The organism is Tenacibaculum soleae (assembly GCF_001693415.1).
Lineage (GTDB): Bacteria > Bacteroidota > Bacteroidia > Flavobacteriales > Flavobacteriaceae > Polaribacter > Polaribacter soleae.
Map to the genome: position 1 here is coordinate 1,079,228 of NZ_MAKX01000001.1, position 25,257 is coordinate 1,104,484.

Sequence of the window (25,257 nt, forward strand, 5' to 3'; positions counted from 1 at the left end):
AGCGGGTGCAAATATAGAACCTTTTTTTAAATAAAAAAGAATTAATTAGATTTTTTTTTGTCTTTGAATAAGGTAAGCGGTAAGTATTTTCTCATAACCTTCAGTAATATTAACAGGTATGTAGTCTATCTTGTATTGTAAGCATTTGTTTTTTAAGTTGTTGAAAAATGACTGGCTTAATTCGGTATATTTTTCTTGGATGTTTTCTGGATGTAAATTTATTTTTTCACCAGTTTCAATATCTACAAATTTTTTAGGGCTATTATCAAAATCAAATGAAAATTCTGTTTTTTTATCATAAGTATGAAATAAAATTACCTCATGTTTGTTAAATTTTAAATGTTTGAGGGCATCAAACAGTTCTTCTTCGTTTTTTGTTGTTTGAAACATGTCTGTAAATAAAAAAATTAATGAACGGCGGTGAATTTTTTCTGCTATTTCATGTAGGTATTGATGTGTTTCTGTTGTTGCTTTAGAATTTGATGTAAGTAAGTTTTCTAATTGATTTAATAACATCTTACGGTGACGCTCGCTTCCTTTTTCAGGAGCGTAATATTCATAAGTGTCAGAATAGATACTTAAACCTACCGCATCGCGCTGTTTTTTTAGAATTTCTATTAAAGAAGCTGCAGCTACCGCAGAGAAGCCAATTTTATTTAAACGATGTATTGATTGATTTTTAATAATAGGGTAATGCATTGAGGCTGAGTTGTCAATAATTAAATGACAACGTAGATTTGTTTCCTCTTCATATTTTTTAGTGTATAGTTTTTCTGTTTTAGCAAATAACTTCCAATCTATATGACGTGTGCTTTCTCCTTTATTATAGAGTTTGTGCTCTGAAAATTCGACAGAAAAACCATGAAATGGGCTTTTATGCATTCCTGTAATAAACCCTTCAACCACTTGTTTAGCTAGTAACTCGAGGTTTTTAATTTCTGAAGAAGTATTGTTTAAATCAATCATATGCTCGAAAATAAAAAAAGGTTTAGCGATAGCCAAACCTTTTTAATGATATATTGTAATTAAATAGCTTATAAAGCAGCGTCAATTTTATCAGTATATGCTTTTTTAGGAGCAGCACCAACTTGCTTGTCTACAACTTCTCCGTTTTTAAACACTAAAACAGTAGGTATGTTTCTTACACCGTATTTAGCCGCAAATTCTTGATTGTTGTCTACATCTACTTTACCAACAACAGCTTTCCCTTCATATTCAGTGTGAATTTCATCAACAATTGGTCCAACCATTCTACAAGGTCCACACCAAGCTGCCCAAAAATCAACTAATACTGGTTTGTCTGATTTTAATACTACTTCCTCGAAGTTTGCATCTGTAATTTCTAATGCCATTTTGTTATATTTTAAATTAGGTTACTATCTTATTTGTACACTACAAAAGTAATCAAATATTTTACCAATACAATTTTAGTAAAATTACTTTTTATTATCAGAGTATCAATACTTTCTATTTCTTTGCTAGTTTGTTTTTCTGTGTGTAAAATTATTGATAACTTTGCAGCATAATATTTTGAGGAAAAATTTGACTGATTGCAACCTCTTTGAACATTGAGTTCATAAATAAAATGCTAAAGCAGTAATAATCTACTTCTTTACGCGACCAAGCAATTCAAGTTTTTCTTTTAATTAATTTTTAAATAAAATTTTATGTCATATTTATTTACTTCAGAAAGTGTTTCTGAAGGACATCCAGATAAAATAGCTGATCAAATTTCAGATGCTTTAATTGATAATTTTTTAGCCTTTGATAAAGAATCTAAAGTTGCTTGTGAAACATTAGTAACAACAGGACAGGTTGTGTTGGCAGGAGAAGTGAAGTCTAAAACATATTTAGATGTTCAAAAAATTGCAAGAGATGTAATTAACAAAATAGGATATACCAAAAGTGAGTACATGTTTGATGGTAGTTCTTGTGGTGTTTTTTCGGCAATTCATGAACAATCACCTGATATTAATCAAGGAGTTGTAAGAGCAAATCCTGAAGATCAAGGAGCGGGAGATCAAGGAATGATGTTCGGTTACGCAACCGATGAAACTGAAAACTACATGCCATTAGCATTAGAGTTATCACATCGATTGTTAATTGAATTAGCAGCACTACGTAGAGAAAATAAGGATATTACTTATTTACGACCAGATGCTAAATCGCAAGTAACTATTGAATATTCTGATGATAATGTGCCGCAAAGAATTGATGCAATTGTAATCTCTACACAGCATGATGATTTTGATGAGTCTGATGATGTGATGCTAGCTAAGATAAAAAAGGATATTGTAGAAATATTAATTCCGAGAGTAGTTGCTAAATTACCAGTACATATTCAAAAATTATTTACTGATAGTATTACGTATCATATTAACCCAACTGGAGTTTTTGTAATCGGAGGGCCTCACGGAGATACTGGTTTAACAGGGCGTAAGATTATTGTAGATACTTATGGAGGAAAAGGAGCTCATGGAGGTGGAGCATTTTCAGGAAAAGATCCTTCTAAAGTAGATCGTTCTGGAGCCTATGCAACTCGTCATATTGCTAAAAACTTAGTAGCAGCAGGTTTGTGTAAAGAAGTTTTAGTACAGGTTTCATACGCAATTGGTGTTGCAAAACCAACAAGTATAAATGTAGAAACTTACGGAACATCGAATGTTGATATGACCGATGGAGAGATTAGTAAAATAGTAGAAACTATTTTTGATATGCGTCCATATTTTATTGAGCAACGTTTAAAGTTAAGAACGCCAATTTATTCTGAAACTGCTGCTTATGGGCATATGGGAAGAAAATCTGAAAAGAAAACAGTTACTTTTTCTAATCCAATGGGAGAAACTGTTTCTCAAGAAGTAGAAACATTTACTTGGGAAAAGTTAGATTATGTTGATAAGATAAAAGAAAGTTTTGGATTGTAAATAACCCAAAACTTATGATAATAAAAAAGCCTTGACAATGTCAAGGCTTTTTTATTAAGTCTATTTTATTTGAAGGATATATGGCATTCTTGCTTGAATTCCTTTTAGTTTTTTCATTTGGTTAATGTTATTATACATTTGGTAATTTTCGTTACCTAAAGCCTCTTTTAAAATATCCTCTTTAGATGCTTTAGTAAAAGGAGAAAAACTAAAAGCTTCTTTTAAATCTTTTTTATAGTTAGGGTAGTTACGCACTTTGTAAGCTTCAATTTGTGCTAGTTCAGCAGCAACTGTAATTGCATCATTTAAGTTTCCTAATTTGTCTACCAATCCATTTTTAAGAGCTTCTTTACCTGTCCAAACTCTACCTTGTGCAATTTCATTTACTTGTTCAAAAGTCATATTACGACCAACGGCAACACGGTTTACAAAAGTCGTGTAAATTTGTTCAACACCTTCTTTAGTTACGTCATAGAATTTTTTATCCATAGGTTCAAAAACACTATAGTTAGGGTTGTTGTTTGTTGATACTTGTTCAGCATTGATACCTATGTTATCCGCGAGTTTGTTAAAGTTTGGTATAGCTCCAAAAACACCAATAGAACCAGTGATTGTAGTAGGTTCAGCAAGTATTTTGTCAGCATTACAAGCAATATAATAACCACCAGAAGCGGCTACGTTACCCATAGAAACAACTAAAGGTTTTTCTTTTTTCGTTAATTCTAATTCACGCCAAATTAATTCAGAGGCTAAAGCACTACCTCCTGGTGAATTAACACGTAAAACAATTGCTTTTACATTTTTGTCTTTTCTAGCTTTGCGTAATGCTTTATTTATAATTCCTTGACCAATAATATCTTCATTTCCTTCAGCATACATTATTTCACCTTGTGCATAAATTACAGCAATTTTGTTTTTTGCAGTAGCAGAAATTCTTCCTTTTCCAGAGTTGATGTAATCAGCTAAAGAAATAGTGTTTGTTTTTTTATCAGCATTTAAAGCTAGTTTTTCGTCATATTCATCTTCATAAATAATCGCATCAATTAATTTATGGTTTTTAGCCATTACTGCATTTCTACCATTAGCATTATCAGCAATTAAATTTAATTGTTCGGTAGTTATATTTCTACTCTTACTAATGTCATCTGTAATTTCTGACCAGATAGATTTTAAAAGTGATGTGGTTTGTTCTCTATTGGCATCACTCATTTTATTTGTTAAATATGGTTCAACGGCACTTTTGTATTTTCCGTGACGAATTACTTCCATTTTAACTCCGTATTTATCTTCAAAATCTTTATAATATAATATTTCGGTAGCTAAACCTTTAAAATCAATTGCGCCAACAGGATTTAAGAATAAACTATCGGCAACTGAACTTAAATAATAGTTTTTTTGAGAATAGACATCATTATAGGCATATACAAATTTGCCGCTTTCTTTAAATTCTTCAATTTTATTTCTAATAGCTTGCGTTTGTGCTATACCAGCGTTTACTAATGTTGTTTTAATACTGACTCCTTTAATATTGCTATCTGTTTTAGCATTTTCGATAGCGTTTATTATTTTGTTTAAAGCTAGTTTCTCGTCGGTTAACTCTAAAATTTCTGCTAACGGATTGTCATCTTTTGGAGCGTAATCTTTTATAGTTGCTGATAAATCTAATTCTAAAACAGAATTTGGTTTTACCGTAATTTCTTCTTCAGCTCCAATGATAGAGGCGATGGCTATAAAAAATAAAAAGATTAAAAAAGTGGCTATAAAAAAGCCAAGTATCGAGGCTAATAGGTTTCGTAAAAACTTCATGTGTTGTTGTTAAATTTTTTAGCAAAGATACATTTTTACATGTAGCTTACTATTTTAACGTAAGGTCATTCGATATTTGCGTTGTGCAAATTCAAAATAATTAAAAAGCTTGTAGTTTACATCATAACCATAATTAATGTTTAGGTCGTAATCAATTCTATTTTCGTAAATATTACTGTCAAAATTAATAGGATTGTCAACTCTAGTGTTCCATTCAACAACATATATACGATTTTTGTTTTCTAAATAAAATTGAGAATGAAATCCTGGCGGTTTTGCAATGGTGTTTAAATAATTGTTAAAACCAACATCAAAAATGATAATTTCATATTCTAAACTATCGTTTTTAATCACAACAGGTTCTTCTTTTACGGTAGTTTTATTTTTTAGAGATGAAGATCCGCAAGCGTAAAAGATGATGATTAAAATGGTTATAGCCGATAAATACTTTAAGGTTTTCATAATCTATAAATTCGATGTCTATAAAGTTGCAAAAAATATTTTAATTTTCATTGATTTTTAATCTGTTTAACAGTAATTTTCACTTTTAAAGTCAAGAAAATGAAGAAAAGATGTTTTTGGGTAAATGATGATCCTTTGTATGTAGCATATCACGACAAAGAATGGGGTGTTCCTGTTTATGACGATAAAACTTTGTTTGAGTTTTTAATTTTAGAAACTTTTCAGGCAGGTTTAAGTTGGATAACAATTTTAAAGAAAAGAGAAAACTTTAGAAAAGCATTTGATAATTTCGATTATAATAAAGTAGCAAATTACAAAGAGGATAAATATGAAGAGTTGCTTATGGATGCTGGAATTATAAGAAATAAATTAAAAATACGAAGCGCTATAGCAAATGCAAAACTTTTTATACATGTTCAAGAAGAGTTTGGGTCTTTTTCGAAATATATTTGGGCTTTTGTTGATGGTAAGTCAATTAAAAATAGTTTTGATAAGCGAGAAGATGTTCCTGCCACTACAGTGTTGTCAGATAAAATATCAAAAGATTTAAAAAAACGAGGTTTTAAGTTTGTGGGTTCTACAGTTATATATGCTTATATGCAGGCTACAGGTATGGTTAACGATCATACAACCGATTGTTTCAGATATAACGAAATTTAAAATTCGTACATTTATCAACTGAAAAAATCAATTTAAAATTATAAAAATGAAATTAAAACAAATGCTTTGTGCTGCGGCAGCAGTTAGCTTATTGGTTTCTTGTGGAGTGGAAAATAAAAAAGAAACTAAAGAGAAAAAAGTAGAAACAAAGAAGGAAGCAAAGTTTAATCATGAGGTTGAGCAATTTGCAGATATAAAAGTTTTAAGGTATCAAATTCCGGGGTTTGAAGAATTAACACTAAAAGAAAAAAAGTTAGTGTATTATTTAACACAAGCAGGATTGGCTGGGCGTGATATTATGTGGGATCAAAATTACCGTCATAACTTAGAGATAAGAGCCGCTTTAGAGCAAATAAATAACGATTATAAAGGAGATAGAAATAGTGAAGATTTTAAAAGTTTTACTACTTATTTAAAACGTGTTTGGTTTTCAAACGGAATTCATCATCATTATTCAAATGATAAAATTAAACCTACTTTTTCTAAAGAGTATTTAGTTGGTTTATTAAAAGACACGAAAGCAATTTTATCTGCAGAAGCATTAGATGTGATTTTTAATGAAAAAGATGCTAAAAAAGTAAATAAAAAAGCTGGCGTTGATAATGTGTTAGCATCAGCAATTAATTTTTATGGACCAGATGTTACAAGTAAAGATGTTGAAACTTTTTATGAATCAGCATATAAAGGACCTGAAGGGCAACCGATAGAAGCTGGATTGAACTCTAAATTAGTACGTGAAAACGGAAAGTTAGTTGAAAAAGTATGGAAATCATGTGGTATGTATGGTAATGCTATTGATACCATTATTTTTTGGTTAGAAAAAGCACAAGATGTAGCTGAAAATGAAAAACAAGGAGCCGCTTTAGGGTTATTAATCGAGTATTATAAGACTGGAAGTTTAGATGTTTGGGATAAATATTGTATTGCTTGGGCTACATCTGTTGAAGGAAATATCGATTGGATAAATGGTTTTATTGAGGTTTACAATGATCCAAAAGGATATAGAGGTTCTTATGAAACTGTAGTGCAAATTAAAGACTTTGATATGTCTAAAAAGATGAAAGTTTTATCAGACAATGCTCAATGGTTTGAAGATAATGCGCCATTATCACCAGCGCATAAAAAACAAAATGTAGTGGGTGTTTCATATAAAACGGTAAATGTTGCCGGAGAAGCAGGAGATGCATCACCAAGTACCCCAATAGGAGTGAATTTACCAAATAATAATTGGATTCGTCAGCAACATGGATCTAAATCGGTTTCATTAGGTAATATTATAGGGGCGTACAATAATGCTGGAGGCTCTGGTAGATTAAAAGAGTTTGCCTATGATGAAGAAGAAATAGCGTTAGAGCTAGAATATGGAAAATTAGCAGATAAATTACATACTGCTTTGCATGAAGTAATCGGGCATGCTTCAGGGCAGATAAATGAAGGAATAGGACAGCCAAAAGAAACCTTAAAAAATTATGCATCTACGATGGAAGAGGGTAGAGCAGATTTAGTTGGATTGTATTATTTAATGGATCCTAAATTACAAGAATTAGGTTTGGTTAGTGATTGGCAAAAAGTAGGAAAAGCTGCTTATGATGGTTATATTAGAAATGGATTGATGTCTCAATTAATACGTATTAAATTAGGAGATGATATTGAAGAAGATCATATGGTAAATCGCCAATGGGTTTCTGCTTGGTCTTTTGAACAAGGAAAAAAAGAAAATGTAATTGAAAAAATTACCAAAGAAGGTAAAACATATTTTGTGGTAAATGACTATATGAAGCTTCGTGAAATTTTTGGTCGTTTATTAAAAGAAACGCAACGAATTAAATCAGAAGGAGATTTTGATGCAGCCAAAGCTTTAGTAGAAGGTTATGGTGTTAAAGTAGATCAAGAACTTCATAAAGAGGTTTTAGAGCGTAATAAACAATTTACATCTGCTCCTTATAGCGGATTTGTAAACCCAGTTTTAGTACCAGAATTAGATGCCAAAGGAAATATTACTGATGTAAAAGTTACACAACCCGAAACTTTTGAAGAGCAAATGAAGTTTTATGCTAAAAATTATAGCTTTTTACCTATTAAAAACTAATAAGAGGTTTAATTTATTTATAAAAAACCGACTCTTTCATAAAGAGTCGGTTTTTGTATTTTTACAAAGTAAAATAATGTAATGGCAAGAAAAATTAAAGACCCTGGATTAGGTTATAATTCACAAGAAAATAGTAGGGGGCTTATTAATAAAGACGGGAGCTCTAACGTGATTCATGTTAATAAAAACGTGAATATAGATGACTTGTATACGTATTTTGTTGAAATGTCTTGGGCTAAATTTTTTCTTCTAGTTTTTTTAGGATACACTTTTTTAAATGTGATTTTTGGACTTATATATACCTTAATTGGTATTGAAGAAATTACTCAGCCAAATGATTATTTTTTGTATGATTTTTTAAATGGATTCTTTTTTAGCGCGCAAACATTAACTACAGTAGGGTATGGAGGGATTGCTCCGCATGGAATAACATCTAACGTCATTGCTTCTTTTGAGGCAATGCTTGGTTTATTATCTTTTTCATTTATTACAGGGTTATTATATGGTCGGTTTTCTAAGCCAAAAGCAGCCATTCGTTTTAGTGATAATTTGGTGTTAAGAGATTTTAAGGAGCACAAAGCATTAATGTTTCGATTAATGAATAACCGAAAAACCGTAATGATTGAGCCTGAAATAAAAGTTACATTGGTTTTAAATGAAGAGAGTGAAAAAGGAAATTATAAGCGTCAATTTTATCAATTAAAATTAGAACGAAATAAAATAATGTATTTGCCAACAATCTGGACAGTGGTACATGAGGTAGATAAAGAGAGTCCGTTATATAAATATACCAAAGAAGAAATAAAAAATATGGATGCTCATGTGTATATTTTACTCAAGTATTACGAGGAGTCTTTTGGGCAAAATGTTTACCAAGCAACTTCTTATAATTTTTCTAACTTACAGATGGATATGAAATATACAGCTTCATCTCATTTTAATGAAGAAGGATTCACTATCTTAAATCACGATAAGTTGAGTAAAGTAGAAAAAATGAATTAACCTTTAATTAAAAATTTAGAAATAAATAAAAACGCAATAACACTTATAATTCCTATAGTTACATAAATAGCACCATTCTTATAATGTTTTTTATTGTTTTTTGCATCTTTTTTGTAGCTATAAAACATTAACACTATAAAAGCGATAACAAATAAACTAGCAAAAACTATTCTACCTGGAGTAAACATTTTTGCAGCGATAAGAGTAAACATAAAATTGTATTTTCAGCAAAGTTAAAGAATGATTTTATTATGAAGAAAAATTTAAGGAAGTAGTTTTTTTTGATACATTTAAAAAGTAAACCAATAAGAAATTTTATAAAATGAAAAATAAATTAAAAGCAGTACATGAATTTCATTCAGCATTTAAGTTAAATATTCAAAACGAGCCAACAGTTAAAATAGCTGAAGATCGAAAAAAATTGCGTTTTGAATTAATGAAAGAAGAAAATGAAGAGTATTTAGAAGCGGCTAAAAATAATGATTTGGTTGAGGTAGCTGATGCTTTAGGTGATATGTTATATATTTTATGTGGTACTATTATTGAGCACGGAATGCAAGATAAAATAGAAGCCGTTTTTAACGAAATTCAACGAAGTAATATGAGTAAATTAGGTGAAGATGGTAAACCAATATATCGTGAAGATGGTAAGGTTTTAAAAGGACCTAATTATTTTAAACCGAATATAGAAACAATTTTGAATCAATAAAAAGAGCCTCATTAATGAGGCTCTTTTTATTTATTAGTTGCTTATTTACCTACAATACGTTCTAGTTCTGAGGTTAATGTTTTAACGTTATTAACCATTTTTAAAATAACACCGTTGGCATCAACAATAAGATGTGTAGGGTATTGTTTTACCTTTAATTTTTTAGACATGTACTTTTTTTGATTAGGAACCGTGACATATTTAAAAGGTTTTGTTTTTAAAAACTCGATTAGTTTATCTTTTTCATCAAAAGCTAAACTAACAAATTCAATATCATCTTCTTTATATTTATCAACCAAAGCATTTAATTGAGGAAACTCTTCAACACAAACTTTACAAGTAATAAACCAGCACTTTAAAACGACTATTTTACCTTCTGTATCTGCTTTATTATGAGATTTTCCTTTTAAATCAACAAAATCATAACGAGGAATTTTTTTGCCTTCCATTTTAAAATATTGATAAGCAATAGTAGCTTTACTTACAATTGCTTTTTTTATTTTTTCGTTACTAGTATTTTTAATATTAGTTAACTGATATTGAATTTCGTCTTTTTTATTTTTAGATTTAACAGCAATGTAGGCTCCTGTACGTAATGAAACTAAAAAAATCCCTTTATCCATTATTGCTCCCTTGTTATCAAGAGGAATAAAGGTTGACATTAAATCAATATTTTGTTTATTGTAAGCGTTCCAGTTGTCGTAATTTTCTTGAATATCATCGGTGTTTATAGGTTTTTTCTCCTCAGTATTGTTGGCGACTACAGTTGCTTCAATTTCCACTGGTTTTTCAACTTCTGCTGGCTTTTCAATTTCTTTAGTTTCTGAAGCGGCTTTTTTACTAATTATAATTTCTTTTGCTGCTGATTCAGTATTATCATTTTTACTAGTACCTTTTATGTAGGTGTTTAAAGTAAATAGCGATAAACCAAACCCTATAATTATTGATAATAAAGCAAGTATAATATTTCTCATTTCCCCCTTTTGTAATTTTATAAATATCTTATTATGAATTACTAAGATAGTTTTTTTTAACGAAATCTAAATTTTAACTCTCCAGCCGTGTTTGTCTTCAGTTTTGTTAGATTGTATGTTAACAAGCTTTTCTTTAAAAAATGTTGCATATGAATCGTTATTTTCAGGTAATTCAAAAACGTCATCTTGATGCTTAAAACCTTTGATAGGGTTAATTACAGCAGCAGTACCTGAACCGAAAATTTCTTTTAATTCACCAAGTTTTGCAGCTTCTTTAATTTCGGCAACAGTTACCCTTCTAACGTCAACGTTAATGTTATTATCCTCCGCAAGTTGAATTATTGATTTTCGAGTAATACCATCTAAAATACGATCGTTTGTTGGTGTTGTTATTAATTTATCTCCTATTCTAAAAAAGATATTCATGGTACCAGCTTCTTCTAAATATTCATGGCTATTAGCATCGGTCCAAATTATTTGTTGAAAACCTTGTTCATTTGCTAATCGCGTAGGATAAAACTGAGCGGCATAATTACCTGCGGCTTTAGCATAACCTACACCACCATCGGCAGAACGACTATATTTTTCAGCAAATAAAACCCTAACTTCACCAGCATAGTATGATTGTGCAGGTGAGCAAATAATAATAAATTTATAAGCTTCGGCAGGTGAAGCTGCGATAGCACCTTCAGTAGCAATGATAAAAGGACGAATGTAAAGAGCATTACCAGCCCCTTTTTTTATCCAATCGTTGTCTATTTTTAAAAGTTTTTCTAACCCCTCAAAAAACACCTCTTTAGCAACAGCAGGCATTGCTAAACGTTCGGCAGATACGTTTAATCTGTTAAAGTTGTCTTCAGGTCTGAATAAAAATACGTCATCATTATCGTCCTTAAAAGCTTTCATGCCTTCAAAAACAGCTTGTCCGTAATGAAATACTCTCGCCGAAGGATCAAAAAGCATTGGTCCGTAAGGCATTATTGTTGGGTTTTTCCATTCTCCTTCAGAAAAATCACAAACAAACATGTGGTCTGTAAAAGTACGACCAAAAGCAAGGTTGCTAAAATCAACTGAATCAATTTTTGATTGTGCTACTAATTGAATATCTATGTTCATAAAAATGCTTTTTTTTTCAGTGTGTCAAAGGTACAAAAACTAGCTATATAAAGATTTGTAATAAGTAATCACTTCAGTAATTATAATTATATTTGCTAAGTGTTAATTTTAACTTTTTGATAATGAAAAGAATACTAGTATTTACCTTGGTTTTAAGTTTCTTGTTTTTAGCTTGTAAAGTAAAAAAGAAAGAAGAAGTAAAAGAAAATGAAGCTTCTAAAATAGCATATGCTTCGTTTGGGGAAAAAATAGAAAGTGTAAATGCACTTTCTGAAAAAGAAATGTCTAAAAAATTTGATGCCTTAAAGATTGGTGATACAATAAACGTGAAATTTACATCTAAAATTGATGAGGTTTGTACTAAAAAAGGATGTTGGATGGTGTTGCCTGCGGCGGATAAAAAAACAATGGTAAAATTTAAGGATTATGGTTTTTTTATGCCGTTAGATAGTAAGGGAAATGAAGTGATAGTTGCAGGAAAAGCGTTTGTAAAAGAAACGCCAGTTGATGAATTACGTCATTATGCTGAAGATGCAGGGAAATCAGAAGAAGAAATCGCAAAAATAACGGAACCTAAAAAAGAGTTTTCGTTTTTAGCACACGGAGTATTAATGAAATAATTGTTGTTATTAAAAGAGAAATAATTATAACGTCAGATGGTTCTACTACAATACATTTACCTGATTGGAATGAACAGTATCACTCCAAACACGGAGCAATACAAGAAGCATATCACGTATTTATAAAAAGCGGATTAGAACAGGTTAATAAACCAAAACTTTCTATTTTAGAAATAGGATTTGGTACTGGGTTAAATTGTTTTATTACTTTTTTAGAAAGTAATAAAACAATAAATTATGTAGGAGTAGAAGCATATCCTGTAAGCAATACTGAGCTTGTTAGGTTAAATTATGTTACCGAATTAAATGTAGTAGAGCAACAGCCTATTTTTAATAAAATGCATGCGATTTCTTGGGAAGAAAAGCATGAGGTTACATCAAATTTTAGCCTAACAAAGCGTCAACAATTTTTTAAAGATATTGATGACAAAGAAGCATTTGATTTAATTTACTTTGATGCCTTTGGTGCTGAACATCAACCAGAATTGTGGACAGAAGATATTTTTAAATTGATGTTTAATGCTTTAAATAAAAACGGAATTTTAGTAACTTATTCAGCTAAAGGAAGTGTGCGTAGAGCAATGCAATCAGTAGGTTTTAATGTAGAACGTTTGCCTGGGCCACCAGGAAAAAGAGAAATGCTTCGAGCAATAAAATATAGTTAAAATAATAAATTATAAAAGTAAAAAATGAAGTTTCAAAGACGTTTTGGTAATCGAAAAAAAACAAATCCTAAAAAAGGGTTGTACTTAATTATAATGCTTATTGTTGTTTTGTATTTGTTTTTTAATGCTGATGCTATAATTGGAAAATATTTTTAAATGAAACCATTTCAATTTAAAAAATTTACAGTAGCACAAGATAAAACAGCTATGAAAATTGGTACTGATGGGGTTTTATTAGGTGCTTGGTGTGCTTTGCCTGAGTTTCCAGACAGTGTTTTAGATATTGGTTCAGGTACAGGTCTTATTTCGTTAATGATAGCGCAACGAACAGATGCTATGACAATAGATGCGGTAGAGGTTGATGCGGCTGCTTATGAGCAAACGGTAGCTAATTTTGAGCAATCTGACTGGGGAGATCGATTATTTTGTTACAATGCATCTTTTAATGATTTTGTAACCGAAATGATAGAAGAGGAAGAGCAGTATGATATTATTGTATCGAATCCGCCATTTTATACCGATAATTTTGAAACAAATGATGTTTCTCGTAACAAAGCACGTTTTACATCGTCTTTATCTTTTAAAGAATTGATAGTTGGAGTAGCTAAAATTTTGGCTCAAAAAGGTATGTTTTCAGTAATAATACCTTATAAAGAAGAAGTTGAATTTTTAAAGATAGCACTTGAATACAATCTATTTTTAAATAAGGTTTGTCATGTAAAAGGAAATGAAAATTCTGTTATAAAAAGAAGCTTGTTAACCTTGTCTTTTGAAGAAAAAGAAATTGAAAAAGAACTTTTGGTTATTGAAAAAGAAAGGCACCAGTATACTGATGCCTATATAAATCTAACAAAAGACTTTTATTTAAAAATGTAAGTTTTATACTTATTTTTTAATACTGTAATCAAAATCGTTAGCTAAAAATTTATCAGCTATTTCATTGAAGTTTTTAGCACTGTTACGAGGAATTCCATGGTTAGCTCCAGGAACAATACATAATTGAGATTTTTTAATATTATCAAAAATTTCAACAGCATGTTGGTTTTTAATAATATCTCTATCTCCAATTGTAATTAATACTGGTGCGTTTATTTTTTGTAATTCAGCATGACTTATATCTGGAGAATTTAAAAGTAATTTGTCTAATTGTAATTCTTTTTTCCAGTTTCTTGAAGTGTCACCTTTTTTTATCATTTTTAAAGTTTCGGCATGCATTTCTTTAACTTGTTGCATTGCCCAATCATTAACAGCAGTGTTGTCAAACCTTAAATTAGGTCCCATTGTAACTATTTTTTTAATAGTTACTTTGTTTCTAATTCCCATTTTTAAGCCAATAATACCGCCATCGCTCCAACCAAGAATATTTACAGCTGTTAAATTTAGTTTTGTTACCAATTGCTCTAAATCTTTTGCCATTTGTAGGTAGGTTAAAGATTTTGTTTTTAATTCTGATTTTCCTTGCCCTCTACTATCCGCAGCAATTACCCTATATTTATCTTTAAAATAATCAATTTGATATTCCATGGCTTTAATGTCTGTCCCACAGCTATGTATGATTAATAAAGGTTCTCCTTTTCCGTATTCTTCGTAATAAATTTTAGCGCCGTTTACTTTAATATATTTACCAACGGTTTTATTGTTTCCGTAAGGAGTATTAAAATTATTTTGAGCGTTAGTTTTACTAAGTTGTAAGCTTAATAAAAAGAAGGCGGTTAAAAGAAAGATTGTTTTTTTCATTGATTGATTTTTAAAAATTTAATTAATGTTGTTAAGGGTTTGGTAATGTTTTAATTAATAAAAAATCGGGGATGCAAAACTAACTTTAAATTGTTTAGAAATCAAGTGTTTTGTTTTAAGGTTAAAACTTTTGTATAAGAAAAAAGACATCAGTAATAATGCCTTTTTAAATTATTTATGGTAATTAATAAAAAATGAGTTTTTTAAAGCATAACTTCTATTTATTTAAAAATGTGAATAGAAATAGTTATTCATATTCTATTAGATACTTTCAGGATTATAGCCTAAATATGGTACTTCTTTCTCAATAAAAGTAATTCCGTATTCTTCTAACTCCTTTAAAATAGGTTCATACACTTCTTTTGTTATTGGTAATTGAACACCTGGAGTTGTAATTTCACCATTTAAAATACGTAAAGTAGCCATAGCTACTGGTAAACCAACTGTTTTTGCCATGGCAGTATAGGTTTGGTCATCACCTTTGATAACCATGCTACTTTCTATTTGATGTTTTTTGTTGTTAAGTTCATATCCAAATTTATGATGCATTACAATCATATCTTTATCATCGGCTTCAAGCGTCCATTTATCAGAAAGTATTTTTTGTAAAATTTGAGCAGGAGTAGCGTTCTTAAGTCCAGTTTTTTTAGTTGGGTTAAAAATGTCAAGTTCCAAAAACTTATCCCACATAACATCATCCTGGTCTATTTTTAAGTAAGAACGAAATTTTAATTCTACAGAATCTGTAGGAGAGTAAGCTAAAAATAAATTCGTAAAATCACGATAACTCATGTTTTCAGAATCTTCAATGGCATAAGAATCATCGGTCATTCCTAATTGAACAAAAACATTCCAAGCTCTCGAAAAACCTACTTTTCTAATGGTACCTCTGTACATTGTAGGTATGTTTTCAAGATTATAAAGACTTCTATATTTTAAAGAATCACGATTCGCATACCCTTCAAACTTACCATATCCTTCAATATCTAAAAATTCTGTTCTTCTAAATAATTTATGATATGGTATGTATTTGTATGTGTTTTCTTGAATAAACATTGCGGCGCCACCTTGTCCGGCTAAAACCACATTTCTAGGGTTCCAAGTAAATTTATAGTTCCATAAATTAGTATCACTTTCAGGAGCCACTAAGCCACCTGTAAAAGATTCAAAAAGTAACATTTTAGCTTTCTTGTCATGAATTTCATTAATGATTTTCATGGCACTCATATGATCAATCCCTGGGTCTAAGCCAATTTCATTCATAAAAACCAGTCCTTTAGCTTTAGCTTGTGTATCTAAAGCTTTCATTTCATCAGAAATGTAAGAAGCAGTTACCATATGTTTATCATAAGTAATACAATCTTTAGCTACTTGTATATGAAAACGGGCAGGAAGCATTGATATAACGATGTCGGCATTTTTAATAGCATTAATACGTTCTTTATCGTTAAAAACATCTAAAGTAATAGCTGTTGCGTTTTTATGATTATTAACTAATTTTTTTGCATTGTTAATAAAAACGTCACCTATGGTTAAATGCAATTTTTCTGATATGGATTTATCTAATAAATATTTTATAAGTGATGCACTAGATCTACCAGCACCAATAATTAATATTTTTCTCATTATATAATGTATTTTTGTATACTCTAATTTTTAAAGGCACAATATCGCTAAAAAAGTTTAAATTTAAACAAAAACAATAAAAATGTACAAGAATTTAACAATATCATCTTTTTTGGGAATTATAGCAGTAATTTTAGGTGCTTTTGGAGCGCATGCTTTAAAGACAAAATTAAGTGCAGAGGCTATGCAAAGTTTTCAAACAGCGGTACGATATCAATTTATGCATGTTTTATTATTGTTGTTTGTAAACATTTTTAATGAATTTACTTCTAAGCAAAAAAATGCAATTAGTTTATTTGTAATTGGCGGTATCATTTTATTTTCAGGATCAATTTATGCAATACATTTATTAAAAGTACCTGCCAAATCAATTTGGTTTGTAACTCCATTAGGTGGACTTATGCTAATTATAGGCTGGTCTTTACTGTTTTTTTTATTTTTTAAAAAAAGTTATTAAAAAAGAATAGTTGATAATTTTTTTCAATGATTAATGAGTTTAATCAAAAAGCCCTACTTTTGTATGAAATTTAACACAACTAAATTATTTTAAGATGACAAATCTTGATACGAAAACGATATCGTTAAACAACTTAGGTATAAAAGATGCTACGGTTCGTTATCAATTAACTTCAGAGGAGTTACACAATATTACTATAGAAAAAGAACAAGGAGTAGAAACTAGTTTTGGCGCATTAGCAGTTAAAACAGGTGAGTTTACTGGACGTTCGCCAATGGATCGTTTTATCGTTAAAGACGATATAACAAAAGATGAAATTTGGTGGGGAGATATAAACATACCTTTTGATTCAGAAAAATTTGACAAATTATACGATAAAGTAACACATTACTTATCTAATAAAGAGGTTTTTGTACGTGATAGTTATGCATGTGCAGATGAAGATTACAAGTTAAATATTAGAGTTGTAAACGAGTACCCTTGGAGTAACATGTTTGCTTACAATATGTTTTTACGACCAACTGCTGAAGAATTAAAAGATTTTTCTCCAGAATGGACAGTTGTTAACGCACCTGGTTTTATGGCAAATCCTGAAGTAGATGGGACACGTCAGCATAACTTTGCTATTTTAAATTTTGAGAAAAAGATTGCTTTAATTGGTGGAACTGGTTATACTGGTGAAATTAAAAAAGGAATTTTTTCTGCATTAAACTTTATTTTACCTGTGTTTAAAAACACATTACCAATGCACTGTTCAGCAAATATTGGTAAAGAAGGTGATACTGCTATTTTCTTCGGATTATCAGGTACAGGAAAAACAACTTTATCTACTGACCCTAACCGTAGTTTGATTGGTGATGATGAGCACGGTTGGACTTCAGAAAACACGGTGTTTAATTTTGAAGGAGGTTGTTACGCAAAAGTAATCGACTTATCTAAAGATAAAGAGCCAGAAATATACGCAGCTATTAAGAAAGGAGCAATTCTGGAAAATATTGTGATGAACGATAAAAAAGAGGTTGATTTTAACGATACTTCAATTACACAAAATACACGTGTAAGTTATCCAATTCATCATATTGAAAATATTCAAACACCATCGACAGGTAAAAACCCTAAGAATATATTTTTCTTAACGGCAGATGCTTTTGGGGTATTGCCTCCAATTTCGAGGTTAACACCAGGGCAGGCAGCCTACCACTTTATTTCAGGTTATACTGCTAAAGTAGCAGGAACAGAGGCTGGTGTTACAGAGCCATTACCAAGTTTTTCGGCTTGTTTCGGAGCGCCATTTATGCCATTACATCCAACTCGTTATGCAGAAATGTTAAGCGAAAAAATGAAAGAAACTAACGTTAATGTTTGGTTGGTTAATACAGGTTGGTTTGCAGGTCCTTACGGAGTAGGAAATAGAATGAAGTTAAAGTATACAAGAGCTATGATTAACGCTGCTTTAACAGGTGGTTTACCAAGTGAAATTACTAAAGAAAACTATCATATACATTCGGTATTTGGTTTAGCACAACCAAGAGAATGTCCAGGAGTACCTTCTGAGTTATTAAGCCAAAGAACAGCTTGGAATAATGATGAAGAGTATTATAAAACAGCACATAAATTGGCAGATTCATTTAAAGAAAACTTTAAAAAGTTTGAAGAATATGCAAATGAAGAAATTTTAAAAGGAGGGCCAGCGGCTTAACTTTTAATCATATTGTAAAAAAAGCATCCTTTTAAAGGATGCTTTTTTTATGCATAAATACTAGCTATTTTTGTGGTGTTAAAAATAAAGGTATGATTGTACAAGGAAATATAGTTGATATACAAAATAAACGAATCTTTAAAGGAGAAGTTGAGGTTGAAGAAGGTAAGATAAGAGCAATTAGAAAAGCTGATCATTTAATAGAAAACTATATTATTCCTGGTTTTGTTGATGCGCATATTCATATTGAAAGTTCGATGTTAGTGCCGTCAGAATTTGCAAAAATAGCTGTAACGCACGGAACAGTCGCTACTGTTTCTGATCCGCATGAAATAGCAAATGTATTAGGAGTAAAAGGTGTTGATTTTATGATTGAAAACGGAAAGAAAGTTCCGTTAAAATTTAATTTCGGAGCACCATCATGTGTGCCAGCTACCTCTTTTGAAAGTGCAGGAGCTATTATTGATTCTGATGACATAAAATTGATGCTAGAAAATCCGAATATTAAATACCTAGCTGAAATGATGAATTATCCGGGTGTTTTGTTTGACGATGAAGAGGTTTTAAAAAAGATTCAACACGCTAAGAATAATAACAAACCTATAGATGGGCATGCGCCAGGTTTAAGAGGTGATGATGTAACTAAATACATATCGGCAGGTATAACAACCGATCACGAATGTTTTATCTACGAAGAAGCTTTAGAGAAACTTCAAAAAGGAATGAAAGTAATTATTCGTGAAGGTAGTGCTGCCAAAAACTTTGAGGCTTTAATTGATTTATTGCCTGATCATTTTGAAAATATGATGTTTTGTTCAGATGACAAGCATCCAGATGATTTATTAGTTGGGCATATTAACCAGTTATGTGAGCGCGCAGTATCGAAAGGTGTTAATGTTTTTAAAGTATTACAAGCTGCCTGTGTTAACCCAGTAAAACATTACAATTTAGATGTTGGTTTATTAGAGAAAGGAGATGATGCTGATTTTATTGTTGTTGATAGTTTAGAAAAATTTAATGTTTTACAAACGTATATAAACGGTGAATTAGTTAGTGAAAATGGAAAATCATTTGTAAAATCAGTAGATTTTGAAGTATTGAATAATTTTGATACAGATAAAAAGAAGGTTACTGATTTTGAATTTAAATCATCCGCAGAAAAAATTAGAGTTATTGAGGCTTTAGACGGAGAATTGGTAACCAATGAAATTGAAGCAAACTCTCTAATAAAAGAAGGGAATTTAGTTTCTAATATAGCAAATGACGTATTAAAAATGACGGTTGTAAATCGTTATAAAAATGCTGAACCTTCAATCGCTTTTATTAAGAATTTTGGATTAAAAGAAGGGGCAATAGCAAGTTCTGTAGGACATGATTCTCATAATATAATAGCCGTTGGTGTTTCTGATGAAGCAATTTGTAAGGCTGTAAATTTGTTAATTGAGAATAGAGGCGGAGTTTGTGCTGTTACCGAATCCAAAGAAAAAATAGTTTCATTGCCAGTGGCAGGGATTATGAGTGATAAATCGGCTGATGAAATAGGTAAATCGTATGCTGAATTAGATAAGATGGCTAAACAAATGGGGAGTAAATTACGCGCACCATATATGAGTTTATCGTTTATGGCGCTGTTGGTAATACCAGCGTTAAAATTATCTGATAAAGGTCTGTTTGACGGAAATAACTTTAAGTTTACTTCATTAGAGATTCAGTAAAATACTATTTAATTGATTAGTTTAGCCTTATAGAAATTAAAATTTGAAGACAGAGAAAATTATTTTAGGAATTGATCCAGGAACCTCTATCATGGGATTCGGAATTATAAAAGTGGTAGGAAAAAAAATGGAATTCGTTCAAATGAATGAATTGATTTTAAAAAAATACGACGATCATTATTTAAAACTAAAGTTAATTTTTGAACGTACAATTGAATTGATAGATACTTATAAACCTGATGAAGTTGCTTTAGAAGCTCCTTTTTTTGGTAAAAATGTACAATCGATGTTAAAGCTTGGGCGTGCGCAAGGAGTTGCTATGGCTGCTGCATTGTCGCGTGAAATACCTGTAACAGAATATGCACCACTTAAAATAAAAATGGCAATTACAGGAAACGGAAAATCGAGTAAAGAGCAAGTCGCGTTAATGCTAAAGTCTTTATTAAATTTAAAAACCTTGCCTAAAAATTTAGATGCAACCGATGGTTTAGCCGCTGCGGTTTGTCATCATTATAATTCAGGAAAAGTTATTGGCGGTAAAAATTATACAGGTTGGGCAGCGTTTGTAAAGCAGAATGAAAAAAGAGTTAAGAAGTAATTTAATTTGGCAGGAATTTATATACATATACCGTTTTGTAAGCAAGCATGCTTTTATTGCGATTTTCATTTTTCTACTTCTTTACAAAAGAAAGACGAATTGGTTTCATGCATGGTAAAAGAGTTAGGGTTACGTAAAGAAGAATTAGCAAATGAAATGATAGAGACTATTTATTTCGGAGGCGGAACCCCTTCTTTATTATCAAAAGAAGAAATAGAAACTTTATTAAATGCTATTCATCAAAATTATAAGGTAATTCAAAATCCAGAAATTACTTTAGAAGCCAATCCGGATGATTTGTCTGAAACTAAAATTTCAGAACTAGCTAATTCGCCTATTAATCGATTAAGTATTGGCGTGCAATCTTTTTTTGAAGAAGATTTAAAAAGCATGAATCGCGCGCATAATTCAAAAGAAGCAAAAGAATGTTTGACTATGGCGACTCGCCATTTTGATAATATTACTGTAGATTTAATTTATGGTGTTCCGAATATGAGTAATGAACGCTGGAAAGAGAACTTACAGATAGCATTCGATTTTGGGGTGAATCATATTTCAAGCTATGCCTTAACTGTTGAGCCTAAAACGGTACTAGATAGTTTTGTGAAAAATGGAAAATATCCCGCACCAGACGAAACCGAAGCAAAAGAGCATTTTGATATTTTGGTAGCAGAAACCGCTAAAAACGGATTTGTACATTACGAGATATCAAATTTTGGAAAACCTGATTACTTTTCAAAACATAATACAAGTTATTGGTTGGGTAAAAAGTATATAGGTATTGGCCCGTCGGCACATTCGTTTAGTAAAACGCATCGTAGCTGGAATATAGCCAACAACGCAAAATATATAAAAGAACTTCAAGAAAGTAATTTACCGAATGAGGTTGAAAAACTATCAAAAGAAGATCAGTTTAATGAATATTTAATGACTGGTTTGCGAACTATTTGGGGTGTTTCATTAAATAAAGTAGCTGAAGAATTTAGAGAACAATTAGTAATTTCTTCAAAGAAGTTTATAGATGAAGGTTTACTCGTCATTGCGAGAGAAACGAAGCAATCGGTATCTTCTTTATCGAGATGTAATGAAGATAGCGTATTAAAAACGACTGAAAAAGGAAAGTTTTTAGCAGATGGTTTAGCTTCAGAATTATTTATAGTTAAATAATAAAATATGATTGCAGAGATACAACACAAATCAAAAAAATATCAAATAGATTTATCGAAACCTTTAGATATTTCTATCTCAATAGATGTTTTGAAAGAAAATATTAACGCTTGGTATCTTGATGACCCTGTAATTTCCCCTGTTACGTCAGGAGATTGGGTAGGTAGTGTCGCAGAAGGTGCTGATGTGAATTTTAATAATGTATCATTCAATCCACATGCACATATAACACATACGGAGTGTGTTGGTCATATTACCAAAGAAGTGTATTCTGTTAATAAAAATTTAAACAGATTTTTCTTTTTAGCTGAGGTGGTAACTATTTATCCTGAACAGTTAGATAATGGAGATTTTGTAATTACAAAACATCAATTACAAAAAGTTTTAAACCATAAAAAAATAGTAGCCGTTGTAATTAGAACTTTGCCAAATTCTGATAAAAAAACAAACGCTCGTTATTCAAACACAAATCCGCCATATTTATTAGAAGAAGCTGCGGTTTATTTAAAAGAAATAGGAATAAAACATTTGTTAATTGATTTACCTTCGGTAGATAAAGAAAAAGATGAAGGGAAATTATTAGCACATAATGCTTTTTGGAATACTAAAAACGAAATCCGTTTTGATGCAACCATTACAGAGTTTATTTATGTGCCAAATAATATTGAAGACGGAACTTATTTTTTAAATTTAATGATTGCGCCTTTTGAAAATGACGCAACACCAAGTAAGCCTATTTTATACAAAGTTCTCTAAGTTGATTTATTTAGAATCAATATGAAATGAGATTTTTAAAATACATTTTGTAAAACCTATTTCTTTTTTTTATAGTTTTACAACTCAATTAGAAAAGTAGAATGACAAATTTTTATACATATAAGCAATGTAAATCAGTCGTGAGAAACGATAGATGTCGGGCTATTTATGTATTCTAATTATATTCAAAAAAAATATAACTATAACTAAAAGTCCGACTTAGCAGTCGGACTTTTTATTTTTATAATAAATCAAAACTAACCAACTATGAAAAAATTATATTTTAATTATTTAAATACCTTTAAAGGACTTTCTACTGAGGTTTGGTGGCTTGCTTTAATTACTTTAATCAATAGAGCGGGTACCATGGTAATTCCGTTTTTATCATTGTATCTAACAAAAAGTTTAGATTTTTCTTTAAAAGATGTAGGATGGATTATGAGTTGTTTTGGATTAGGATCTGTATTAGGGTCATGGTTGGGAGGTAAGTTAACTGATAAAATAGGGTATTATAAAGTAATGAAAACGAGTTTGTTTTTAACAGGTTTATTCTTTTTAGGATTACAGTATGTAACAACATTTTACGGCTTTTGTATCGGTATTTTTTTAGTAATGTTAGTTGCTGACACTTTTAGGCCTGCTATGTTTGTAGCCTTAAGTGCTTATAGTAAGCCCGAAAATAAAACACGTTCGGTAACTCTTATTCGTTTAGCAATAAACTTAGGTTTTTCGGCAGGGCCTGCAGTTGGCGGAATTATTATTACATCGTTAAGTTACAGTGGTTTGTTTTGGGTTGATGGTGTTACTTGTATTTTAGCAACCTTTTTGTTAATGAAAGTGTTAAATCCTAAAAAAGCAAAAGTTTTAGATGAGATAAAGACTGAAAATCCTATTTCTGTATTTTCAGATAAAGCATTTTGGGTGTTTTTTGTGGCTATGTTTATCTTCGGATTTGTGTTTTTGCAATACTTTTCAACAATGCCATTGTATTATGAAAACATTCATAATTTATCAGAATTTGATATTGGTTTATTAATGGGAATGAATGGTTTTTTAATATTTTTATTAGAAATGCCTTTAATTAAATGGTTAGAAGAAAGTAAGTACTCAAAAGAACGTTTAATGTTCGTTGGGTTATTGCTAACAGCTATTAGTTTTTTAGTGTTAAACCTAACAGGCTGGGTTGGTGTTTTAGTAATAGGAATGTTGTTTATGACTGTTGGAGAAATGATTGCTTTTCCGTTTTCGAATGCCTTTGTAATGGAGAGAGCAAAAAAAGGGAACCAAGGAGAATATATGGCATATTATAGTATTGCATTTTCTTTAGCTCATATTTTTGGACATAATTCAGGAATGCAATTAGTAGATAATTTAGGGTTTGATAAAACTTGGTGGATTATTACCATTATGTCAGTAATAGGACTATTTTTCTTGCTCATTTTAAGTAATGTTGTTAAAAAAGAAAAATAAAAAGATGGATTTAAATCAAGTTACTGTCCCTTCTTTAAATGTTGAGGTAGCAACATTGTTTTATATAAAATTAGGCTTGCATCTTATTGTAGATGCAAGACCTAATTATGTTCGTTTTCAAGCACCCGAAGGTGACGCTACATTTTCTATTCATAAAGTAACAGAACTACCAAAAGGAAATGGAATAGATGTTTATTTTGAAGATGAAAACTTAGATGTTTTAGTTAAAAATCTCCAAAAAAAAAGGAATTGTTTTTACACAGTTGCCAAAAGATGAAAACTGGTTATGGAGAGAAGCTCATTTGTTAGATCCTGACAAGAATAAAATCATTTTGTTTAAAGCAGGTAAGAATAGAAAAAATCCGCCTTGGCGAATTAACTAGCCCAAAAGAAATATTTATATTTGATTTTTAAATTATAAAAAGTAAAATGAATATACAAAACGCTCAAAAAGAAGTTGATAATTGGATTAAAAACCACGGAGTTCGTTATTTTAACGAATTAACCAATATGGCACAATTAACAGAAGAAGTAGGAGAGGTTGCAAGAATTATTGCGCGCCGTTATGGAGAACAAAGCGAGAAGGAGAGCGATAAAAATAAAGATTTAGGAGAGGAATTGGCAGATGTTATGTTTGTTGTTTTGTGTTTGGCAAATCAAACAGGAATAAATCTTCAAGAAGCTTTTGATAAAAAATTAGATATTAAAACAAAACGCGATCATGATCGCCATCATAATAACGAAAAATTAAAATAAATGAGTCTTTTAAAAAAAATACAAAAAGGAAGTTTTTGGGTTAACGTAGTTAAAGTAAGTGTTCCTTTTTTAGTTTTTGTAACACTATTTTCGTTATTGGTAAATAGCGGAAGCGCATTGTTTTCTGGAGATTTTGAAACAGTAAATGCTATTAATTTTTCAGAAAATAAGTGGCAACGATTTTGGTTAACCAAAGTAACTGTTAGTATTTTATATGCAATTTATGTTGTAAATAAAAAAACAAAATAA

At 30.5% G+C, this 25,257-nt stretch carries 28 protein-coding genes; 19 read left to right on the forward strand and 9 right to left on the reverse strand.

Going from position 1 to position 25,257, the window contains the following annotated elements; translation table 11 throughout:
* Nucleotides 1–45 precede the first annotated feature (45 nt).
* The gene (locus BA195_RS05030) at nt 46–966 is read right to left on the reverse strand and encodes a DUF58 domain-containing protein (RefSeq protein WP_068703950.1); all 921 of its coding nucleotides are present in this window, start codon (nt 964–966) and stop codon (nt 46–48) included.
* A 68-nt stretch (nt 967–1,034) separates the two neighbouring features.
* Nucleotides 1,035–1,352: a thioredoxin gene (gene trxA / locus BA195_RS05035; RefSeq protein ID WP_068703073.1), complete on the reverse strand. Its 318-nt coding sequence runs from the start codon at nt 1,350–1,352 to the stop codon at nt 1,035–1,037.
* A gap of 315 nt (nt 1,353–1,667) precedes the next feature.
* Here trxA and metK point away from each other — a divergent pair, with 315 nt between their 5' ends.
* The gene (gene metK / locus BA195_RS05040) at nt 1,668–2,924 is read left to right on the forward strand and encodes a methionine adenosyltransferase (protein ID WP_068703075.1); all 1,257 of its coding nucleotides are present in this window, start codon (nt 1,668–1,670) and stop codon (nt 2,922–2,924) included.
* Nucleotides 2,925–2,984: 60 nt separating this feature from the next.
* Here the strand turns inward: metK and sppA are convergent, their stop codons facing one another.
* Nucleotides 2,985–4,730, reverse strand: coding sequence for a signal peptide peptidase SppA (sppA, locus tag BA195_RS05045; RefSeq protein WP_068703077.1), 1,746 nt, complete (start codon nt 4,728–4,730; stop codon nt 2,985–2,987).
* A 54-nt stretch (nt 4,731–4,784) separates the two neighbouring features.
* Nucleotides 4,785–5,192: a DUF6146 family protein gene (locus BA195_RS05050; protein ID WP_068703079.1), complete on the reverse strand. Its 408-nt coding sequence runs from the start codon at nt 5,190–5,192 to the stop codon at nt 4,785–4,787.
* A 99-nt stretch (nt 5,193–5,291) separates the two neighbouring features.
* Here BA195_RS05050 and BA195_RS05055 point away from each other — a divergent pair, with 99 nt between their 5' ends.
* The 3 genes from BA195_RS05055 (at nt 5,292) to BA195_RS05065 (ending at nt 8,943) form a co-directional block, all read left to right on the forward strand.
* Complete coding sequence (locus BA195_RS05055; RefSeq protein WP_068703081.1) at nt 5,292–5,852, forward strand: DNA-3-methyladenine glycosylase I; 561 nt, start codon at nt 5,292–5,294, stop codon at nt 5,850–5,852.
* Nucleotides 5,853–5,898: 46 nt separating this feature from the next.
* Nucleotides 5,899–7,941, forward strand: coding sequence for a dipeptidyl-peptidase 3 family protein (locus tag BA195_RS05060; RefSeq protein WP_068703083.1), 2,043 nt, complete (start codon nt 5,899–5,901; stop codon nt 7,939–7,941).
* An 81-nt stretch (nt 7,942–8,022) separates the two neighbouring features.
* Nucleotides 8,023–8,943, forward strand: coding sequence for an ion channel (locus tag BA195_RS05065; RefSeq protein WP_068703085.1), 921 nt, complete (start codon nt 8,023–8,025; stop codon nt 8,941–8,943).
* Here the strand turns inward: BA195_RS05065 and BA195_RS05070 are convergent.
* Nucleotides 8,940–9,155 carry a hypothetical protein gene (locus tag BA195_RS05070; RefSeq protein ID WP_245662318.1) on the reverse strand — a complete coding sequence of 72 codons (216 nt, stop codon included), beginning with the start codon at nt 9,153–9,155 and terminating at the stop codon, nt 8,940–8,942. The two genes, BA195_RS05065 and BA195_RS05070, sit on opposite strands and share 4 nt — an antisense overlap.
* Before the next feature lie 110 nt (nt 9,156–9,265).
* On the opposite strand from BA195_RS05070, the gene BA195_RS05075 reads away from it, so the two are divergent.
* On the forward strand, nt 9,266–9,652 hold the full coding sequence (locus tag BA195_RS05075) for a pyrophosphohydrolase domain-containing protein (protein ID WP_068703087.1): 387 nt from the start codon (nt 9,266–9,268) through the stop codon (nt 9,650–9,652).
* A gap of 41 nt (nt 9,653–9,693) precedes the next feature.
* Here the strand turns inward: BA195_RS05075 and BA195_RS05080 are convergent, their stop codons facing one another.
* Together BA195_RS05080 and BA195_RS05085 are read right to left on the reverse strand one after the other, a co-directional pair.
* The gene (locus tag BA195_RS05080; RefSeq protein ID WP_068703089.1) at nt 9,694–10,626 is read right to left on the reverse strand and encodes a TlpA family protein disulfide reductase; all 933 of its coding nucleotides are present in this window, start codon (nt 10,624–10,626) and stop codon (nt 9,694–9,696) included.
* 66 nt (nt 10,627–10,692) lie between these two features.
* Nucleotides 10,693–11,742 (reverse strand): branched-chain amino acid aminotransferase, encoded by a 1,050-nt coding sequence (locus BA195_RS05085; protein ID WP_068703091.1) that lies wholly within the window; start codon nt 11,740–11,742, stop codon nt 10,693–10,695.
* Nucleotides 11,743–11,864: 122 nt separating this feature from the next.
* Here BA195_RS05085 and BA195_RS05090 point away from each other — a divergent pair, with 122 nt between their 5' ends.
* The 4 genes from BA195_RS05090 to BA195_RS05100 are packed head-to-tail and all read left to right on the forward strand — an operon-like array spanning nt 11,865 to nt 13,903.
* Nucleotides 11,865–12,362 (forward strand): DUF4920 domain-containing protein, encoded by a 498-nt coding sequence (locus tag BA195_RS05090; RefSeq protein ID WP_068703093.1) that lies wholly within the window; start codon nt 11,865–11,867, stop codon nt 12,360–12,362.
* An 8-nt stretch (nt 12,363–12,370) separates the two neighbouring features.
* On the forward strand, nt 12,371–13,027 hold the full coding sequence (gene mnmC2 / locus BA195_RS05095; protein WP_068703095.1) for a tRNA (5-methylaminomethyl-2-thiouridine)(34)-methyltransferase MnmC2: 657 nt from the start codon (nt 12,371–12,373) through the stop codon (nt 13,025–13,027).
* 24 nt (nt 13,028–13,051) lie between these two features.
* The gene (locus tag BA195_RS14580) at nt 13,052–13,183 is read left to right on the forward strand and encodes a hypothetical protein (RefSeq protein WP_262509355.1); all 132 of its coding nucleotides are present in this window, start codon (nt 13,052–13,054) and stop codon (nt 13,181–13,183) included.
* On the forward strand, nt 13,184–13,903 hold the full coding sequence (locus BA195_RS05100; protein WP_068703096.1) for a tRNA1(Val) (adenine(37)-N6)-methyltransferase: 720 nt from the start codon (nt 13,184–13,186) through the stop codon (nt 13,901–13,903). It begins immediately after the preceding gene.
* A gap of 9 nt (nt 13,904–13,912) precedes the next feature.
* Here the strand turns inward: BA195_RS05100 and BA195_RS05105 are convergent, their stop codons facing one another.
* Together BA195_RS05105 and BA195_RS05110 are read right to left on the reverse strand one after the other, a co-directional pair.
* Nucleotides 13,913–14,764, reverse strand: a complete 852-nt coding sequence (locus BA195_RS05105) for an alpha/beta fold hydrolase (protein ID WP_068703097.1) — start codon at nt 14,762–14,764, stop codon at nt 13,913–13,915.
* Between the two features lie 261 nt (nt 14,765–15,025).
* Nucleotides 15,026–16,390, reverse strand: a complete 1,365-nt coding sequence (locus BA195_RS05110) for a saccharopine dehydrogenase family protein (protein ID WP_068703098.1) — start codon at nt 16,388–16,390, stop codon at nt 15,026–15,028.
* Nucleotides 16,391–16,472: 82 nt separating this feature from the next.
* Here BA195_RS05110 and BA195_RS05115 point away from each other — a divergent pair, with 82 nt between their 5' ends.
* The 10 genes from BA195_RS05115 (at nt 16,473) to BA195_RS05160 (ending at nt 25,257) form a co-directional block, all read left to right on the forward strand.
* The gene (locus BA195_RS05115; RefSeq protein ID WP_068703099.1) at nt 16,473–16,847 is read left to right on the forward strand and encodes a DUF423 domain-containing protein; all 375 of its coding nucleotides are present in this window, start codon (nt 16,473–16,475) and stop codon (nt 16,845–16,847) included.
* Between the two features lie 94 nt (nt 16,848–16,941).
* Nucleotides 16,942–18,546 (forward strand): phosphoenolpyruvate carboxykinase (ATP), encoded by a 1,605-nt coding sequence (gene pckA, locus BA195_RS05120; protein WP_068703100.1) that lies wholly within the window; start codon nt 16,942–16,944, stop codon nt 18,544–18,546.
* Between the two features lie 92 nt (nt 18,547–18,638).
* The gene (gene ade, locus BA195_RS05125; RefSeq protein WP_068703101.1) at nt 18,639–20,261 is read left to right on the forward strand and encodes an adenine deaminase; all 1,623 of its coding nucleotides are present in this window, start codon (nt 18,639–18,641) and stop codon (nt 20,259–20,261) included.
* 43 nt (nt 20,262–20,304) lie between these two features.
* Nucleotides 20,305–20,859 carry a crossover junction endodeoxyribonuclease RuvC gene (gene ruvC, locus BA195_RS05130; protein WP_068703102.1) on the forward strand — a complete coding sequence of 185 codons (555 nt, stop codon included), beginning with the start codon at nt 20,305–20,307 and terminating at the stop codon, nt 20,857–20,859.
* A 6-nt stretch (nt 20,860–20,865) separates the two neighbouring features.
* A complete protein-coding gene (hemW, locus tag BA195_RS05135) occupies nt 20,866–22,026 on the forward strand; it encodes a radical SAM family heme chaperone HemW (RefSeq protein WP_068703103.1) in 1,161 nt (386 codons plus the stop codon).
* 6 nt (nt 22,027–22,032) lie between these two features.
* Nucleotides 22,033–22,782, forward strand: coding sequence for a cyclase family protein (locus BA195_RS05140; protein WP_068703105.1), 750 nt, complete (start codon nt 22,033–22,035; stop codon nt 22,780–22,782).
* Between the two features lie 267 nt (nt 22,783–23,049).
* Nucleotides 23,050–24,252: an MDR family MFS transporter gene (locus BA195_RS05145; protein WP_068703107.1), complete on the forward strand. Its 1,203-nt coding sequence runs from the start codon at nt 23,050–23,052 to the stop codon at nt 24,250–24,252.
* 4 nt (nt 24,253–24,256) lie between these two features.
* Nucleotides 24,257–24,529, forward strand: a complete 273-nt coding sequence (locus tag BA195_RS05150) for a VOC family protein (protein WP_338116835.1) — start codon at nt 24,257–24,259, stop codon at nt 24,527–24,529.
* A 152-nt stretch (nt 24,530–24,681) separates the two neighbouring features.
* Nucleotides 24,682–25,008 carry a nucleotide pyrophosphohydrolase gene (locus BA195_RS05155; RefSeq protein ID WP_068703108.1) on the forward strand — a complete coding sequence of 109 codons (327 nt, stop codon included), beginning with the start codon at nt 24,682–24,684 and terminating at the stop codon, nt 25,006–25,008.
* Entirely contained in the window at nt 25,009–25,257 is a 249-nt protein-coding gene (locus BA195_RS05160) for a hypothetical protein (RefSeq protein WP_068703109.1), read from the forward strand.

Coding starts and splice junctions, on each gene's coding strand:
- BA195_RS05090 (WP_068703093.1), top strand. CDS start 11,865: ATGAAAAGAATACTAGTATTTACCTTGGTTTTAAGTTTCTTGTTTTTA.
- BA195_RS05115 (WP_068703099.1), top strand. CDS start 16,473: ATGTACAAGAATTTAACAATATCATCTTTTTTGGGAATTATAGCAGTA.
- ade (WP_068703101.1), top strand. CDS start 18,639: ATGATTGTACAAGGAAATATAGTTGATATACAAAATAAACGAATCTTT.
- BA195_RS05060 (WP_068703083.1), top strand. CDS start 5,899: ATGAAATTAAAACAAATGCTTTGTGCTGCGGCAGCAGTTAGCTTATTG.
- pckA (WP_068703100.1), top strand. CDS start 16,942: ATGACAAATCTTGATACGAAAACGATATCGTTAAACAACTTAGGTATA.
- BA195_RS14580 (WP_262509355.1), top strand. CDS start 13,052: ATGAAGTTTCAAAGACGTTTTGGTAATCGAAAAAAAACAAATCCTAAA.
- BA195_RS05055 (WP_068703081.1), top strand. CDS start 5,292: ATGAAGAAAAGATGTTTTTGGGTAAATGATGATCCTTTGTATGTAGCA.
- trxA (WP_068703073.1), bottom strand. CDS start 1,352: ATGGCATTAGAAATTACAGATGCAAACTTCGAGGAAGTAGTATTAAAA.
- BA195_RS05080 (WP_068703089.1), bottom strand. CDS start 10,626: ATGAGAAATATTATACTTGCTTTATTATCAATAATTATAGGGTTTGGT.
- BA195_RS05065 (WP_068703085.1), top strand. CDS start 8,023: ATGGCAAGAAAAATTAAAGACCCTGGATTAGGTTATAATTCACAAGAA.
- BA195_RS05155 (WP_068703108.1), top strand. CDS start 24,682: ATGAATATACAAAACGCTCAAAAAGAAGTTGATAATTGGATTAAAAAC.
- BA195_RS05150 (WP_338116835.1), top strand. CDS start 24,257: ATGGATTTAAATCAAGTTACTGTCCCTTCTTTAAATGTTGAGGTAGCA.
- sppA (WP_068703077.1), bottom strand. CDS start 4,730: ATGAAGTTTTTACGAAACCTATTAGCCTCGATACTTGGCTTTTTTATA.
- BA195_RS05140 (WP_068703105.1), top strand. CDS start 22,033: ATGATTGCAGAGATACAACACAAATCAAAAAAATATCAAATAGATTTA.
- metK (WP_068703075.1), top strand. CDS start 1,668: ATGTCATATTTATTTACTTCAGAAAGTGTTTCTGAAGGACATCCAGAT.
- BA195_RS05105 (WP_068703097.1), bottom strand. CDS start 14,764: ATGAAAAAAACAATCTTTCTTTTAACCGCCTTCTTTTTATTAAGCTTA.
- BA195_RS05070 (WP_245662318.1), bottom strand. CDS start 9,155: ATGTTTACTCTTATCGCTGCAAAAATGTTTACTCCAGGTAGAATAGTT.
- BA195_RS05030 (WP_068703950.1), bottom strand. CDS start 966: ATGATTGATTTAAACAATACTTCTTCAGAAATTAAAAACCTCGAGTTA.
- BA195_RS05050 (WP_068703079.1), bottom strand. CDS start 5,192: ATGAAAACCTTAAAGTATTTATCGGCTATAACCATTTTAATCATCATC.
- BA195_RS05085 (WP_068703091.1), bottom strand. CDS start 11,742: ATGAACATAGATATTCAATTAGTAGCACAATCAAAAATTGATTCAGTT.
- BA195_RS05100 (WP_068703096.1), top strand. CDS start 13,184: ATGAAACCATTTCAATTTAAAAAATTTACAGTAGCACAAGATAAAACA.
- BA195_RS05110 (WP_068703098.1), bottom strand. CDS start 16,390: ATGAGAAAAATATTAATTATTGGTGCTGGTAGATCTAGTGCATCACTT.
- BA195_RS05160 (WP_068703109.1), top strand. CDS start 25,009: ATGAGTCTTTTAAAAAAAATACAAAAAGGAAGTTTTTGGGTTAACGTA.
- BA195_RS05145 (WP_068703107.1), top strand. CDS start 23,050: ATGAAAAAATTATATTTTAATTATTTAAATACCTTTAAAGGACTTTCT.
- BA195_RS05075 (WP_068703087.1), top strand. CDS start 9,266: ATGAAAAATAAATTAAAAGCAGTACATGAATTTCATTCAGCATTTAAG.